General features: G+C 43.6%; 13 protein-coding genes. 12 read left to right on the top strand and 1 reads right to left on the bottom strand.

All coding sequences use genetic code 11. From position 1 onward, the window contains the following. Nucleotides 1-26: 26 nt before the first annotated feature. Complete coding sequence (bfmS, locus tag DCO44_RS12750) at nt 27-1,685, top strand: sensor histidine kinase BfmS (protein WP_116762480.1); 1,659 nt, start codon at nt 27-29, stop codon at nt 1,683-1,685. A gap of 93 nt (nt 1,686-1,778) precedes the next feature. Here the strand turns inward: bfmS and DCO44_RS12755 are convergent, their stop codons facing one another. Then, nucleotides 1,779-2,135 carry a hypothetical protein gene (locus tag DCO44_RS12755; protein ID WP_116762482.1) on the bottom strand — a complete coding sequence of 119 codons (357 nt, stop codon included), beginning with the start codon at nt 2,133-2,135 and terminating at the stop codon, nt 1,779-1,781. A gap of 529 nt (nt 2,136-2,664) precedes the next feature. Here DCO44_RS12755 and ndhC point away from each other — a divergent pair. The 11 genes from ndhC (at nt 2,665) to nuoL (ending at nt 14,603) form a co-directional block, all read left to right on the top strand. Further along, nucleotides 2,665-3,210, top strand: coding sequence for an NADH-quinone oxidoreductase subunit A (gene ndhC, locus DCO44_RS12760; RefSeq protein ID WP_116762484.1), 546 nt, complete (start codon nt 2,665-2,667; stop codon nt 3,208-3,210). 6 nt (nt 3,211-3,216) lie between these two features. Continuing rightward, nucleotides 3,217-3,894, top strand: coding sequence for a NuoB/complex I 20 kDa subunit family protein (locus DCO44_RS12765; protein ID WP_016166027.1), 678 nt, complete (start codon nt 3,217-3,219; stop codon nt 3,892-3,894). Between the two features lie 87 nt (nt 3,895-3,981). Continuing rightward, on the top strand, nt 3,982-5,769 hold the full coding sequence (nuoC, locus tag DCO44_RS12770; protein ID WP_116762486.1) for an NADH-quinone oxidoreductase subunit C/D: 1,788 nt from the start codon (nt 3,982-3,984) through the stop codon (nt 5,767-5,769). 13 nt (nt 5,770-5,782) lie between these two features. Continuing rightward, the gene (gene nuoE / locus DCO44_RS12775) at nt 5,783-6,292 is read left to right on the top strand and encodes an NADH-quinone oxidoreductase subunit NuoE (RefSeq protein ID WP_016166025.1); all 510 of its coding nucleotides are present in this window, start codon (nt 5,783-5,785) and stop codon (nt 6,290-6,292) included. Further along, on the top strand, nt 6,289-7,617 hold the full coding sequence (nuoF, locus tag DCO44_RS12780; RefSeq protein WP_116762488.1) for an NADH-quinone oxidoreductase subunit NuoF: 1,329 nt from the start codon (nt 6,289-6,291) through the stop codon (nt 7,615-7,617). The genes nuoE and nuoF overlap by 4 nt, the downstream gene beginning before the upstream one ends. Before the next feature lie 11 nt (nt 7,618-7,628). Beyond that, the gene (gene nuoG / locus DCO44_RS12785) at nt 7,629-10,310 is read left to right on the top strand and encodes an NADH-quinone oxidoreductase subunit NuoG (protein WP_116762490.1); all 2,682 of its coding nucleotides are present in this window, start codon (nt 7,629-7,631) and stop codon (nt 10,308-10,310) included. Nucleotides 10,311-10,313: 3 nt separating this feature from the next. Continuing rightward, nucleotides 10,314-11,330, top strand: a complete 1,017-nt coding sequence (gene nuoH, locus DCO44_RS12790; RefSeq protein WP_116762492.1) for an NADH-quinone oxidoreductase subunit NuoH — start codon at nt 10,314-10,316, stop codon at nt 11,328-11,330. A gap of 18 nt (nt 11,331-11,348) precedes the next feature. Next, a complete protein-coding gene (nuoI, locus tag DCO44_RS12795) occupies nt 11,349-11,891 on the top strand; it encodes an NADH-quinone oxidoreductase subunit NuoI (RefSeq protein WP_116762494.1) in 543 nt (180 codons plus the stop codon). After that, entirely contained in the window at nt 11,891-12,409 is a 519-nt protein-coding gene (gene nuoJ / locus DCO44_RS12800) for an NADH-quinone oxidoreductase subunit J (RefSeq protein ID WP_171304980.1), read from the top strand. The genes nuoI and nuoJ overlap by 1 nt, the downstream gene beginning before the upstream one ends. Then, a complete protein-coding gene (gene nuoK, locus DCO44_RS12805) occupies nt 12,409-12,717 on the top strand; it encodes an NADH-quinone oxidoreductase subunit NuoK (protein WP_039621332.1) in 309 nt (102 codons plus the stop codon). Before nuoJ ends, nuoK begins: the two co-directional genes overlap by 1 nt. Then, the gene (nuoL, locus tag DCO44_RS12810; RefSeq protein ID WP_116762498.1) at nt 12,714-14,603 is read left to right on the top strand and encodes an NADH-quinone oxidoreductase subunit L; all 1,890 of its coding nucleotides are present in this window, start codon (nt 12,714-12,716) and stop codon (nt 14,601-14,603) included. The genes nuoK and nuoL overlap by 4 nt, the downstream gene beginning before the upstream one ends. Nucleotides 14,604-14,606: the final 3 nt, after the last annotated feature.

Genomic DNA, 14,606 nt, shown 5'->3' on the forward strand with positions numbered 1-14,606 from the left:
TCTCTTGATTCACACAGGACATTTTCGTGTTTAAACACAGTATATTCTTGCGCATCTATGCAGGTCTGGTTGTGCTGGTTGCAATCGTGGCGCTGTTTGCTTATTTGCTGGTGCAAATTATTAATTACCAGCGTGCGCAAGAATATCGTGAGTCTTTAACGGATGGTATTTCATTTATTATCAGTGAGGGGATTGCGCGTCAGCAGACAGTCCAACAAAAGATAGACTGGATTTCTGATGCTTCAGACTTGTTGGAATTGCCTATTTATTATGTCGATGCCAATAAAGTTGACCTTTCAAGAGCTGAACAAAAACGTATTAGTCAGCAAAAGGCTGCCGTGCGTTATGATGCGCAAAACTCAATTGCTTATATTATTATCGGCTTAAAAAATGACACCAATCATTATCTATATGTAAAAGTAGATAAAATTGGTGAGCGTCAAATGAAAGCGCTGCCGATTTTTATTCTGGATTATCTGGTGTATTACCCAGGACAGGAAAAAGAATATCTAGCGAAAATTCAGAAGCATTTTTCCTATCCAATTGAAATTGAGAAAGTACAAAACCTTCCTTTGGATTCGGAGCAAATTGGGCGTTTACGCTTAGATCATAGTATTATCTTGTATCGTGATAGTGCCACAGTACGCGGCACAACTATTTCGATTGTTTCTCCTATTCCAAGTACGCCATCCGAGGTTTTGGTGCTGGGACCAGTGCCTTTATTTAATTGGATGCCATTCCAATTGGCAGCAGGCATTACTTTACTGAGTTTATTTGTCTTGAGCTTGGGGGTTTATGGTCTGATATTGCCTATGCAGCGTAAGATTCGTGAAGTGAACTATGCATTAAATCGCATGAAATCGGGCGATTTGAGTCTGCGCTTACCCATTGATGGTACCGACGAAATGGCAAGTTTGGCATCAAGTTATAACAGCATGTCAGACCATATCCAGCGTTTGATTGAGGCGCAGCGAGAGTTAATGCGCGCGGTATCACATGAACTCAGAACACCCGTGGCACGTATTCGATTCGGTATGGAAATGCTGGCTGAGGAAGATGATTATGAATATCGCATACAGCAAGTCGACATGATTGATAAAGATATTGAGGCGCTAAATACCTTAATTGATGAAATTATGACCTATGCGAAGTTGGAGCAAGGCACGCCTTCACTTGATTTTGAAAAAATTGTGTTGGCTGAAGTACTTGAGCAAGTTGCGACCGAAACTGAAGCATTGAAAACCCAAAAAGAAATTATTGTAGAAGCACCCTTACCAAGTGTCATTGCAGATGCGGAGCGTCGTTACTTACATCGTGTGGTGCAAAACTTAGTTGGAAATGCAGTGCGTTACTGTGACCATAAGATTGTGATTAGTGGTGGCATTACCGATGCGGGCATGGCTTATGTCTGCGTTGAAGATGATGGTCCAGGTATTCCTGAGGAAGATCGTAAACGCATTTTTGAAGCTTTTGCACGTTTAGATGATAGCCGTACCCGTGCCTCGGGTGGCTACGGTTTAGGGCTTTCTATTGTGAGTCGGATTGCTTATTGGTTTGGTGGACGTATAGAAGTTGATGCGAGTCCAACCTTAAAAGGCGCAAGATTCACCATGAGTTGGCCTGCAAAGCGTTTCGCGAAGAGTAATAAAAAGAAATTAGGGTCTAAAGAGAGTTTGGATAATTAATTTCTTATAGTTATAGTTTTTAATTTTTAATATGCCCAGTATTGCTCTTGAAGGGAGTTAGCTGGGCTTTTATCTATGTGTATCTACAGTGCTTTAATCCAAAATACTAGCATCAGGTTCGATAATTTGTTTACCGCTCTTTAGGCTTTCTAAAGCATCTTGATTGAAATCGATTAATAACGAATTATTCACAGTATCAATAGAATGACCCGTAATTAATTTTTGGTCTCCATTCAGTGTTTCTACTTTATAGTCATCTACAATGTTGAATATTCCGTCTAAATTGGTGGTGGTTGAAGCGCGATCTTGTCGGAATAATTCATAGATATCACGCAGATCAAATATTGCATTGTTTGCATCGGGATGCTTTGCAATATAATTTTCAATATGGCGAATGAGCAGTTGTGCAAACAAGTAATAATTGGGTTTATGTGTGAATTCTAGATTCATGTGTTTGCTCCTTATTATTTGTTTTACATGATGATATAGGAATACCATAATCACGATCTTTGCGAAATTTAGTCGTGTAGCAGTGTTGTAAATAAAATAAAGAATTCTTTTAAAACCATCTTACAATTTTGAAGACTTTTAACCCAAATTTATATGAAGCATAGATTGCGATAGTGAATTATTTATAGATGCATTGCGCTGTGAAAATTTGCGGCTTAACTAGACAAATAAAGGATTTCAGCAATAAAGCCTTGCACAGAAATCCGTATTAAATGAAAGTCATGTTGAAAAAAATGATGGAATTTTATTTTTTCATTCAATAAAGCGATAGTGGGGTGGGTTTCAGTGTTTTATGCGTGGAAATATAGAAAAAAGCTCAAAAAATCATCCAAAAGACTAAGACCTATAAACTAGCAAGTGAAATCATAAATCAGGTACAATTGGCGGGATTAATTTTGTGTTTGGTGTATTTGAAGGCCAATACATACATTCTTTGTTAATAAATAGGCCTGCCAGGAGTTATCCCCGCATGAGTGCCATTACTCCATACGAATGGGCAATAATTGCCTTCGTGATCGGCGTTACATTTCTTTGTGCTTTTATGCTCACAGTTCCATTACTCCTTGGGGGTAAGTCATGGGGCCGTGCTAAGCAGGAGCAGTTTGAGTCAGGCGTAGTGGGTGCAGGTGGTGCACGTATTCGCTTGTCTGCTAAGTTCTATTTGGTTGCTATTTTCTTCGTGGTTTTTGACTTAGAAGCGCTTTATCTTTACGCATGGTCTACCTCTGTACGTGAAGTGGGCTGGTTAGGTTTTACAACTGTTGTAATTTTTGTGGTCGATTTATTGATTGCTTTAGTTTATGCAGTTTCTGTTGGTGCATTAAATTGGGCACCTACAGATCGTCGTAAAGCTGCTGGTAAAGTGATTAAAGTTGGCTCTCCAAATATGAACATTGCTGACATTACACGTTTTAACTCTATTGAAGAATTGGTAACAGACCCTACGGGTCATATTCCAGCTCAATCATCTGGTCGCGTGAAAGCAAAATCACCGACTGTCTCATCTAAGGAGTAACTCGGGATGAAATATACCTTAACCCGTGCGAATCCGAATGCTGATCAATATCCACTTCAGGAGCGCCAGATCGTTACGGATCCGCTTGAAGAAGAAGTGAATAAGAATGTGTTCATGACTCGTTTAGAAGACGTGTTACACACAGCAGTAAACTGGGGACGTAAGAACTCAGTTTGGCCGTTTAACTTTGGTACATCTTGCTGTTACGTAGAGTATGCAACGACCTTAACGGGTGTGCATGACTTGTCACGTTTCGGTGCTGAGGTAATTCGTGCTTCACCGCGTCAGGCGGATTTGATGATTGTAGCAGGCACATGCTTTGTCAAAATGGCGCCTGTTATTCAGCGTTTGTATGAGCAAATGTTAGAGCCTAAATGGGTGATTTCAATGGGTGCTTGTGCAAACTCAGGTGGTATGTATGACATCTACTCTGTAGTGCAAGGTGTCGATAAAATTATTCCTGTCGATGTGTACATCCCAGGTTGCCCACCGCGTCCAGAAGCATTAATCCAAGCGTTAATGTTACTACAGGACCAAATTCAATTAGAGCGCCGTCCACTATCTGCCGTGATTGGTGATGATCTTCAGCCTGTATATAAGCCAAAGATGATGCCAGAACGCGATCGTAAGAATGCACAGCGTATTGCTGTGAAAAACTTACGCTCTATGGATGAAATTAAATAATTTTAACGATGAATGTTTGATGCACCCGAGATGGGTGTAATTGTCGTTAAGGTTGACTGAATTTGTATTAAATAGGAAGCCAAGCCAATGGCTGAAACTGACATTGCTATGCCAGAATCAACAGCAGTTGATTCACGCCCAGCATTTGCAATTATAGAAGAACTCAAAACCAAATTTGGTGAGAACTTCTATGTGCAAACGACTCGTGAAGATTTTCCAACGGTCTGGGTTGAGCGCGCACGCGTACAAGAAGTTTTAATGTTCTTGCGTACAGTGTCACGTCCTTACGTGATGCTGTTTGATTTGTCTGCGGTAGATGAGCGTTTACGTACTCACCGTGACAGTTTGCCTGCGTCTGACTTTACAGTGTTCTACCACTTATTGTCATTAGAGCGCAATACGGATATTCGTATTAAAGTTGCATTGAATGAGAGTGATCTCAACATTCCAACTGCGACCAATATCTGGCCAAATGCAAACTGGTATGAGCGTGAAGCTTACGATATGTTCGGCATTAATTTCGAAGGGCATCCAATGCTCCGTCGTATTTTGTTGCCAACCTATTGGGAAGGTCACCCGCTACGCAAGGAATACTCTGCACGTGCTACGGAATATACACCGTACATGCAGAACCAAGCGAAGCAGGACTTCGAACAAGAGCATTTACGTTTTGTCCCTGAAGATTGGGGTTTAAAACGTGGGAATGCAGACGAAGACTTCATGTTCCTCAACTTAGGTCCTAACCATCCATCTGCGCACGGTGCATTCCGTGTCATTTTGCAGTTGGATGGCGAAGAAGTGAAAGACTGTGTGCCTGATATCGGTTATCACCACCGTGGTGTGGAAAAGATGGCTGAACGTCAAACTTGGCATTCATTCATTCCGTATACCGACCGTGTCGACTACTTAGGTGGTTGTGCGCAAAACATGCCATACGTGATGGGTGTTGAGCAGCTTGCGGGCATTCAAGTGCCTGACCGCGCGCAATGTATCCGTGTCATGATGTCTGAATTGTTCCGTATCAATAACCACTTGTTATATATCGGTACTGCAATTCAGGATGCGGGTGGTATGACGCCAGTCTTCTACATGTTTGCTGACCGTCAAAAAATCTATGACGCGATTGAAGCGATCACGGGTTACCGTATGCACCCAGCGTGGTTCCGTATCGGTGGTACAGCGCATGACCTTCCAAACAACTGGCAGCATTTGATTCGTGAAATTCTCGAATGGATGCCAAAACGTTTGAAGGAATACCATACAGCAGCACTTAAAAACTCTGTATTTGAAGGCCGTACACGTAATGTTGCGCAATACGATGCAAAATCTGCATTGGCTTGGGGTGTAACAGGTACAGGTTTACGTGCAACTGGTATTGACTTTGATGTGCGTAAATACCGTCCGTACAGTGGTTATGAAAACTATGACTTTGAAGTTCCTGTAGAGTACGAAGGCGATGCCTATGCACGTGTCATCGTTCACTACCGTGAAATTGAACAGTCACTCAAAATCGTGAAGCAATGTTTAGACAACATGCCTTCTGGTGCATACAAAGCGGATCACCCTTTGGCTGTTCCACCACCAAAAGACAAAACATTACAAGATATTGAAACCTTGATTACGCACTTCTTAAGCGTATCTTGGGGTCCTGTAATGCCTGCTGGTGAAGCCTCTGTCATGGCTGAAGTGGTCAAAGGTGCAAGTAACTACTACTTGACTTCTGATAAGTCAACGATGAGTTATCGTACCCGTATTCGTACACCAACTTTCACCCATTTACAGCAAATGCCTTCCGTGATTAACGGCAGTCTGGTATCTGACTTGATCATTTATTTAGCGACAATTGACGTCGTAATGGCTGACGTGGATCGCTAAGGGGTAACGCATTATGATGATTTTGACTGATAAAAAGCCACGTGTGAATGTTGAAGGGATTTTGACTGCGGAAGAAATCCACGATATTGAACATCACATTGATCACTATCCGTACCCACGTGCAGCCTGCCTTGACGCGCTGAAGTGTGTACAACGCCGTAATGGTTGGGTAGATGATGCGCAAATGAATGCGATTGCGCAAATGCTAAGCATGAGCGTCGCAGACCTTGAAGGTGTCGCAACATTCTATAACCGTATCTACCGTCAACCTGTAGGCCGTCATGTAATTTTGCTCTGTGACTCGATTGCGTGCTTCTTAATGGGTGCAGAAACTTTAGCTGAAGCATTCCAGCGTGAGCTCGGTATTCAGTTTGGACAAACGACAGCAGATGGTCGTTTTACATTGTTACCAATTTGCTGTTTAGGTAACTGTGATAAAGGTCCGACGCTGATGATTGATGAAGACACGCATGGTCTAGTTGAAGTGACTTCAGTGAAACAGTTATTGGAGAAGTATGTATGAATACCGAACCAAAACCAATTTATGGCGACGGTAACCCAGAAACTCATCCATTAACGTGGCGCTTGAGTAAACAAGAGTTTGTACGTAGTGCCGATGACTATGAAGCATTGGAAGGTTATGCAGGCTTTAAAAAAGCTTTGACTATGCCACCAAAAGACGTGCTTGAAGTCATTAAAGCTGCAACCGTTAAAGGTCGTGGTGGTGCAGGCTTCCCAGCAGGGATTAAATGGTCGTTGATGGCACCAAATGATGGTGGTCCACGCTATTTGATCTGTAATGCCGATGAGATGGAACCAGGCACCTTTAAAGATCGTTTGTTGATGGAAAAACTTCCACATCAATTGATCGAAGGAATGCTGATTGCGGGTTATACACTTGAAGCAACCCATGGTTATATCTTTATCCGTGGCGAGTACATTGAAGCTGCTGCTTATTTAAATGAAGCACTAGAGCAAATCCGTGCTAAAGGTTACTTGGGTGAAAACATCCTTGGCACTGGCTGGAACTTCGAAATGCACGTGCATACGGGTGCGGGTCGTTATATCTGTGGTGAAGAAACTGCATTGATTAACTCGCTTGAAGGTCGTCGTGCAAACCCACGTACCAAGCCGCCATTCCCGCAAGTTGCTGGTGCTTGGGGTCGTCCTACGATTGTCAATAACGTAGAGACCTACAACAACTTACCTGCAATTTTGCTGCGTGGTCCAGAGTGGTATATCAATCTTTCTGCTGGGAAATCGAAAGATCCAGGCACTAAGATTTATGGCGCATCAGGCAAGGTGAAATTCCCAGGTCTTTGGGAGCTTCCATTTGGTACAACGGCACGTGAAGTGATTGAAGATCATGCTGGCGGTATGCGTGATGGCTTGACGTTAAAAGCATGGTTACCGGGTGGTGCATCAACTGACTTCTTGGCAGCTGAACATATTGATCTACCAATGGATGCGGAAAGCATCATGAAAGCAGGTTCGCGTTTAGGTACGTGCTTACTGATGGTGGTGGATGAAACTCAATGTATGGTTTCGGCGACACGTAACTTAGAAGAATTCTTTGCACGTGAATCATGTGGTTTCTGTACGCCTTGTCGTGATGGTTTACCGTGGGCGGTGAAAGCACTGAAAGCCTTGGAAGATGGCACAGGCAAGAAAGAAGATATCGACCACTTACAAGAGTTAACGCGTAAGCTTTGGATTGGTAAGACTTTCTGTGCGCATGCTCCAGGTGCAATGGAACCGTTGATGGGCGCACTCAAATATTTCCGTGGTGAGTTTGAAGCAAAAGTAGTGAATGCTGCTGCGCAAACTCGCAACGTAGAACAAGCTTAAGGAATTCGACTATGGCTACAATTCATGTCGATGGCAAATCGTACGAAGTCAATGGCTCAGAGAACTTGCTGCAAGCATGTTTGTCTTTGGGTATTGATATTCCGTACTTTTGTTGGCATCCATCCTTAGGTTCTGTCGGTTCATGCCGTCAATGTGCTGTGACTCAATACGCGAATCCAGAAGATACGCGTGGTCGTTTGGTCATGTCATGTATGACACCTGCATCTGACAATACCTACATCTCGATTGAAGACAAAGAAGCGACTGATTTCCGTGCTTCTATTGTTGAGTTCTTGATGACCAACCACCCACACGACTGTCCAGTCTGTGAAGAAGGTGGTCACTGTCATTTACAGGATATGACTGTAATGACGCAACACGACCGTCGTCGTTATCGTTTCACCAAACGTACGCACTACAACCAAGAGTTAGGCTCATTCATTTCTCATGAAATGAACCGTTGTATCGCATGCTACCGTTGTGTTCGTTACTATAAAGACTATGCTGGCGGTACGGACTTTGGCGTGTATGCCAATGCATCGCGTGTGTACTTTGGTCGTCCAGAATCTGGGACTTTAGAATCTGAATTCTCAGGTAACTTGACTGAAGTATGTCCAACAGGTGTATTTACCGATAAGACTCACTCTGAACGCTACAACCGTAAGTGGGACATGCAGTATGCGCCAAGCGTATGCCAAGGCTGTTCTTCAGGTTGTAACATTTCACCGGGCGAGCGTTATGGCGAATTACGTCGTGTCGAAAACCGCTTTAACGGTGAAGTGAACCAATACTTCTTGTGTGACAAAGGTCGTTTCGGTACAGGTTATGTGAACCGTGCAGATCGTCCACGTCAACCTCAGTTCCGCACGGGTGAAAATGTTGAGACTGTGTCTGTTGACCAAGCACTCGATAGCGTGATTGCAAATATCCAAGGCAAAAAAGTATTGGGTATTGGTTCGCCACGTGCATCGCTTGAATCGAACTACGCATTACGTGAGTTGGTCGGTCAAGACAACTATTCGACAGGTATGTCTCAAAAAGAGCAAAACTTGGTTGAATTGGCGGCTTCAATCATGCAAACCGAGGGTGTTTACAACCCGAATATGCGTGAAATCGAAAGCTATGATGCCGTGTTGATTTTGGGTGAAGACTTAACTCAAACTGCACCACGTATGGCATTGTCTGTTCGTCAAGCGGCGAAAAACAAAGCCAAAGAAATGGCTGCGGAACGTCGTACTCAAGACTGGTTAGCTGAACCTGTACAACGTATTGCTCAAGATGCGAAGTCACCAATTTATATCTTGGCGGCAACCCAAACGCGTTTAGCGGATGTTGCGACAGGTGAAGTGGTAGCTTCTCCAAATGACATCGCACGTTTAGGTTTTGCGATTGCTGCGGCAGTGAAAGGCGATGCAATTCTTGGTTTAGCAGATGATGCGAAAGCATTTGCACAAACGATTGCGGACACTTTAAAAGCAGCGAAGAAACCATTGGTGATTTCGGGTACAAGCTTACAAGATCCTGCGATTATGGAAGCTGCTGCACAAGTTGCACAGAATCTTGGCAATGCAGGCTTAACCTTGACTGTTCCAGAAGTGAACTCAATGGGCTTAGCAATTCTTGGTGGTCAAAGCCTAGAGCAAGTTTTTGCACAAGACTATGACACCGTGATTGTGGTTGAAAACGATCTTTACCGTCGTTTACCTACAGCTCAGGTCGATGCAGCACTTGCAAAAGCTAAAGATGTAATCGTACTTGATCATTCTGAAACTGAAACTGTGAAGAAAGCAGATATCGTACTTTCTGCGGCTTCATTTGCTGAAGGTGATGGTACTGTTGTATCTCAAGAAGGTCGTGCACAACGTTTCTATCAAGTGTATGACCCGAGCTACTACAAACCTGAACTGGCGATCAAAGAATCTTGGCGTTGGTTACATGCCATTGAAACAGGTGTGAAAGGCAAAGCGATTTCTTGGACTTTATTGGATGACGTGATCGAGTCAGTTGCGAAAAACGTTCCAGCATTACAAGCGATTGAAGATGTTGCACCTGATGCAGGCTTCCGTGTACATGGTTTGAAAATTGCACGTGAACCACGTCGTTATTCAGGTCGTACTGCAATTCGTGCACCGTTATCGATTCACGAGCCAAAACAACCGACTGACATTGACTCAGCATTAACGTTCTCGATGGAAGGTTATGTGGGGACACAAACTCCATCTGCACTTGTGCCATTTGCATGGTCAGCAGGTTGGAACTCTCCACAAGCATGGAATAAATTCCAAGACAATGTGGGCGGCCATTTAAAAGGTGGTGATTCAGGTGTGCGTTTATTCGATCGCTTACCGAAACGTCCAGCACGTAGCTATGTTGCACCTTCAGCGGTTGTTGTTAACCCTGAAAGCTTCCGTCTTGTGCCGATGCATCACATTTTTGCTTCTGGTGAATTCACAGTGAAAACACCTGCTATGCAATCTCGTATTCCTGAAGCAATGTTTGCGGTAGGTGAACAAGATGCAGCACGTTTGAATGTTCAAAATGGGCAGCAAATTACGGTGAAAGCAGGCGAAACCAGCATTAGCTTGCCAGTTCAAGTGATTGAATATTTACCAGCAGGTTATATCGGTTATCCAATTGGTCTTGCACCGACTGTTTCTTTAGCTGAACCAGTTTCAGTCGCGGTAGGAGTGTAATTCATGAATCAAGAAATTATACGTCAAACACCGCTCTGGGCTGAAAATTGGCCAATTGCGTACTCGGTTATTCAAGCCATTGTCATTTTATTGGTGGTGGTTTTGATTGCAGCATTAATGTCATTTGTCGAGCGTCGTTTGCTCGGCTTATGGCAAGACCGTTACGGTCCAAACCGTGTTGGTCCTGGCGGTATGTTCCAGATTGTTGCCGACATGTTGAAAATCATGTTTAAGGAAGACTGGACACCAAAGTTTGCGGACAAGTTAACCTTCCGTTTAGCACCAGCAGTTGCGATGGCAACTGCGGTACTGTCGTTCATGGTGATTCCTGTGAGCCCATATTTGGGTGTGGCAGACATGAGCATTGGCTTATTGTTCTTTATGGCAATGGCGGGTATTGCAGTCTATGCGGTGTTATTTGGTGGTTGGGCTTCAAACAACAAATATGCATTACTTGGCGGTCTACGTTCTGCTGCGCAAACCATTTCATATGAAGTGTTCTTAGGTATTTCACTCATGGGTGTGGTTGCGATTGCAGGCTCATTCAACATGCGTGAAATTGTAGAAGCACAAAAAGATGTATGGTTTGTGATTCCACAGTTCTTAGGTTTCTTAATCTTCGTGGTTGCGGGTGTTGCGGTAACGCATCGTCACCCATTTGACCAACCCGAAGCAGAACAAGAATTGGCGGAAGGTTACCACGTAGAATATGGCGGTATGAAATGGGGGATGTTCTTCGTTGCTGAATATGTCAACGTGGTTCTGATTTCTGCATTGATCGTAACGTTATTCTTCGGTGGTTGGTTAGCACCATTCAACCTTGAAATTCCGTTTATTCCACCCGTATTCTGGTTCATTATCAAAACAGCATTTTTTGTGATGATGTTTGTATTGGCGCGTGGTTCATTAATGCGTCCACGTTATGACCAAGTCATGAACTTTGGTTGGAAAATTTGCTTGCCATTGGCATTGGTCAACTTACTTGTGACTGGTGCTGTGATTCTGATGAATCAGGCCTAAGACGGCAGGGAGAACAAAATGTTTAAGTTTCTAGCTGGAGTTGGGTCAATTGTACGTTCATTGTGGATGGTATTCAGCCACGTGACGCGTAAACGTGACACGATTTTATATCCAGAAGTACCGGCTGAAGAAATCGTACCACCACGTTTCCGTGGTCGTATTGTATTAACGCGCGATCCAGATGGTGAAGAGCGTTGTGTGGCATGTAACTTATGTGCTGTTGCGTGCCCAGTTGGCTGTATTTCATTACAAAAAGCTGAAAAAGAAGATGGTCGTTGGTATCCAGAATTCTTCCGTATTAACTTCTCGCGTTGTATTTTCTGCGGGATGTGTGAAGAAGCGTGTCCAACTACAGCAATTCAGATGACACCTGATTTCGAATTAGGCGAGTACGTTCGTCAAGACCTTGTATATGAGAAAGAGAATTTACTCATTTCAGGTCCTGGTAAATATCCAGACTACAACTTCTACCGTGTTACAGGTATGGCTGTAACAGGTAAAGAAAAAGGTCAGGCGCAACGTGAAAGCGCACCTGTTGATGTACGGAGTCTATTACCATGATGTGGCCGTTTTATTTGATGGCACTCGTGGCCATCGTTTCTACGGTTCGTGTAGTTACTAACGCGAACCCTGTACATGCGTTACTTAGCTTGATCGTGTCTTTACTTGCTGTTGCAGGGATGTTCATGATTGTGGGTGCACCATTTGCGGGTGCATTGGAAATTATCGTTTATGCTGGCGCGATCATGGTGTTATTCGTGTTCGTGGTGATGATGCTGAATCTTGGTGAACATACGGTTGATCAAGAGCGCAAATGGCTAACGTCATCTGCTTGGGCATATCCAGCACTCATGAGCTTCCTAATGGGCTTGATTTTAGTTTGGATGTTAGGTTCAGACTACACCACAGCAGGTCCAGTAATGGGCACTGAAATTGTAGGTCCGAAAGCCGTTGGTCAAGCACTCTTTACTCACTACTTATTATTGGTAGAAGTTGCCGCGATGTTATTGCTAGCAGCCTTGGTTGCAGCATTCCACTTAGGTAAACGTGAGCCAAGTGCAGAAGAGGACAAACAATAATGGGCAACATCCCTTTAGAACATGGTTTGATCGTTGCGACCATTCTTTTTGCACTGGGTTTTTACGGTGTAATGGTGCGACGCAACCTATTATTTATGTTAATGAGCCTTGAAGTCATGATGAATGCTGCTGCGTTGGCATTCGTTTTGGCAGGTAGTGCTTGGGTGCAACCAGATGGACAAATTATGTTCATCCTGATTTTGACCCTTGCTGCGGCAGAGGCTTGTATCGGTCTTGCGATTGTCCTTCAGTTTTATCATCGCTTCCATCATTTGGATGTGGATGCTGCTAGTGAGATGCGCGGATGAGTTATTTATATTTAACAGTATTATTTCCGCTAATCGGTTTTATTTTATTAGCGGCAGGGCGCCAAAATTTACCTGAGAAAGTTGCAGCGATTATTGGCGTTGGGGCTGTAGGTCTATCTGCTTTATTTGCCCTTATTGCGGGGATGGATTTCGTTAACAACGGTTCTGTGGCGCAAGTACAACACTTGTGGACATGGTTCAATGTTGGCGGTCTTGCACCAGGCATTAGCTTGCACCTTGATGGCTTGTCATTATTGATGATGGGCATGGTGACAGGTGTTGGTTTCCTTATTCATATCTTTGCTTCATGGTATATGCGTGGCGAAGAAGACTTTGCACGTTTCTTCTCTTATTTCAACCTATTCGTTGCCAGCATGTTGTTGTTGGTATTGGGCGATAACCTAGCGTTGTTGTTCTTAGGTTGGGAAGGTGTAGGTCTTTGCTCGTACTTGCTGATTGGTTACTACTACCAAAACCCAGAAAATGGTTTTGCTGCAATCAAAGCATTTACAGTAACGCGTGTTGGTGATGTGTTCTTACTGATTGCATTGTTCTTAATTTACCAACAGTTCGGTACATTAAACATTGCGGAAGTGGTTGCTGCGGCACCAACGGTATTAACGCAAGGTTCATCTATGGCAATCTGGACGGCATTAATGTTGTTCCTAGGTGCTGCAGGTAAATCTGCACAGATTCCACTCCAAACATGGTTAGCAGATGCAATGGCTGGTCCTACACCAGTATCTGCATTAATCCACGCAGCGACAATGGTTACTGCGGGTGTATATCTCTGCTGCCGTATGTTCACTGTATTTGAAATGGCTCCTCAAGTGATGATGTTCATTTCGATTACAGGCGCTGTAACATTGTTGGTTGCTGGTTTTGCTGCATTGGTTCAAACCGATATCAAACGTATCTTGGCTTACTCAACCATGAGTCAGTTGGGTTATATGTTTATGGCAGTGGGTGCTGAAGCATACCAAGCAGGTCTGTTCCACATGTTGACTCACGCATTCTTCAAGGCATTATTATTCTTGTCTTCTGGTGCGGTGATCTTGGCTTACCACCACGAACAAAACATTTTCAAAATGGGCGGTTTGTTCTATAAGAATAAATTCCTATTTGCTTGCTTCGCCATTGGTGGCGGTGCATTGGCCGCTATTCCATTCATCACCGTTGGCTTCTTCTCGAAAGATGCAATCTTGGGTGCTGTATGGATGAAAGGTCAGGCAGTAGCGTTATATGACTGCTTATACTGGACAGGTGTTGCAGGTGCTTTCTTAACTTCAATTTATACATTCCGCTTAATTTGGGTTGTATTCTTTGGAAAAGAAAATACGCCATATCATGCAATCAAAGGCGTGACTTACTGGGGGCCTTTGTCAATTTTAGCGGTTCTTTCAACTTTCGTGGGTGCAGCACTTAAAGCACCTGTAGAAAGCATTTTGAATGCTGCAAAAATTCCAGCGGTGATTATTCCTGAAGCGATGGAAGCGGGTGTACACGGTGCAGAACATATGGCTGTGGGTATCGCACTTGCTGGTCTTGTGATTGGTGTGATCTTATTCGCTTTTGCTTATGGTGCAGTGAAAAGTTTTGCGAAAACTTCATTGGGTGCAGGTTTGGCGAATATTTGCCGTAATGCACTAGGTTTCGATACCTTATATGATCTTATCTTCGTAAAACCATATTTACTGATTGCTAAGATTTGTGGTCGTGATCCAATTGATGGTTTATGGCTTGTATTACCTGCAATTGTGAAAGCTGGTAACGGCTTTACAAGCTCTCGTCAAACAGGTTCATTGCGTGAATACGCTTCGAGCATGTCACTGGGCATTGTGGTTCTACTGATGATCTTAGTCGTGATTCAGGTCGTGGGGAAATAAGAT

The sequence above is a fragment of the Acinetobacter sp. AM genome (assembly GCF_003105055.1).
Lineage (GTDB): Bacteria > Pseudomonadota > Gammaproteobacteria > Pseudomonadales > Moraxellaceae > Acinetobacter > Acinetobacter tibetensis.

What these genes read in the sequence shown, in the direction of transcription:
- nuoE (WP_016166025.1), top strand. Translation starts at nt 5,783, where the DNA reads ATGATGATTTTGACTGATAAAAAGCCACGTGTGAATGTTGAAGGGATT.
- nuoK (WP_039621332.1), top strand. Translation starts at nt 12,409, where the DNA reads ATGGGCAACATCCCTTTAGAACATGGTTTGATCGTTGCGACCATTCTT.
- nuoI (WP_116762494.1), top strand. Translation starts at nt 11,349, where the DNA reads ATGTTTAAGTTTCTAGCTGGAGTTGGGTCAATTGTACGTTCATTGTGG.
- nuoJ (WP_171304980.1), top strand. Translation starts at nt 11,891, where the DNA reads ATGTGGCCGTTTTATTTGATGGCACTCGTGGCCATCGTTTCTACGGTT.
- nuoC (WP_116762486.1), top strand. Translation starts at nt 3,982, where the DNA reads ATGGCTGAAACTGACATTGCTATGCCAGAATCAACAGCAGTTGATTCA.
- nuoF (WP_116762488.1), top strand. Translation starts at nt 6,289, where the DNA reads ATGAATACCGAACCAAAACCAATTTATGGCGACGGTAACCCAGAAACT.
- nuoH (WP_116762492.1), top strand. Translation starts at nt 10,314, where the DNA reads ATGAATCAAGAAATTATACGTCAAACACCGCTCTGGGCTGAAAATTGG.
- nuoG (WP_116762490.1), top strand. Translation starts at nt 7,629, where the DNA reads ATGGCTACAATTCATGTCGATGGCAAATCGTACGAAGTCAATGGCTCA.
- DCO44_RS12755 (WP_116762482.1), bottom strand. Translation starts at nt 2,135, where the DNA reads ATGAATCTAGAATTCACACATAAACCCAATTATTACTTGTTTGCACAA.
- nuoL (WP_116762498.1), top strand. Translation starts at nt 12,714, where the DNA reads ATGAGTTATTTATATTTAACAGTATTATTTCCGCTAATCGGTTTTATT.
- ndhC (WP_116762484.1), top strand. Translation starts at nt 2,665, where the DNA reads ATGAGTGCCATTACTCCATACGAATGGGCAATAATTGCCTTCGTGATC.
- DCO44_RS12765 (WP_016166027.1), top strand. Translation starts at nt 3,217, where the DNA reads ATGAAATATACCTTAACCCGTGCGAATCCGAATGCTGATCAATATCCA.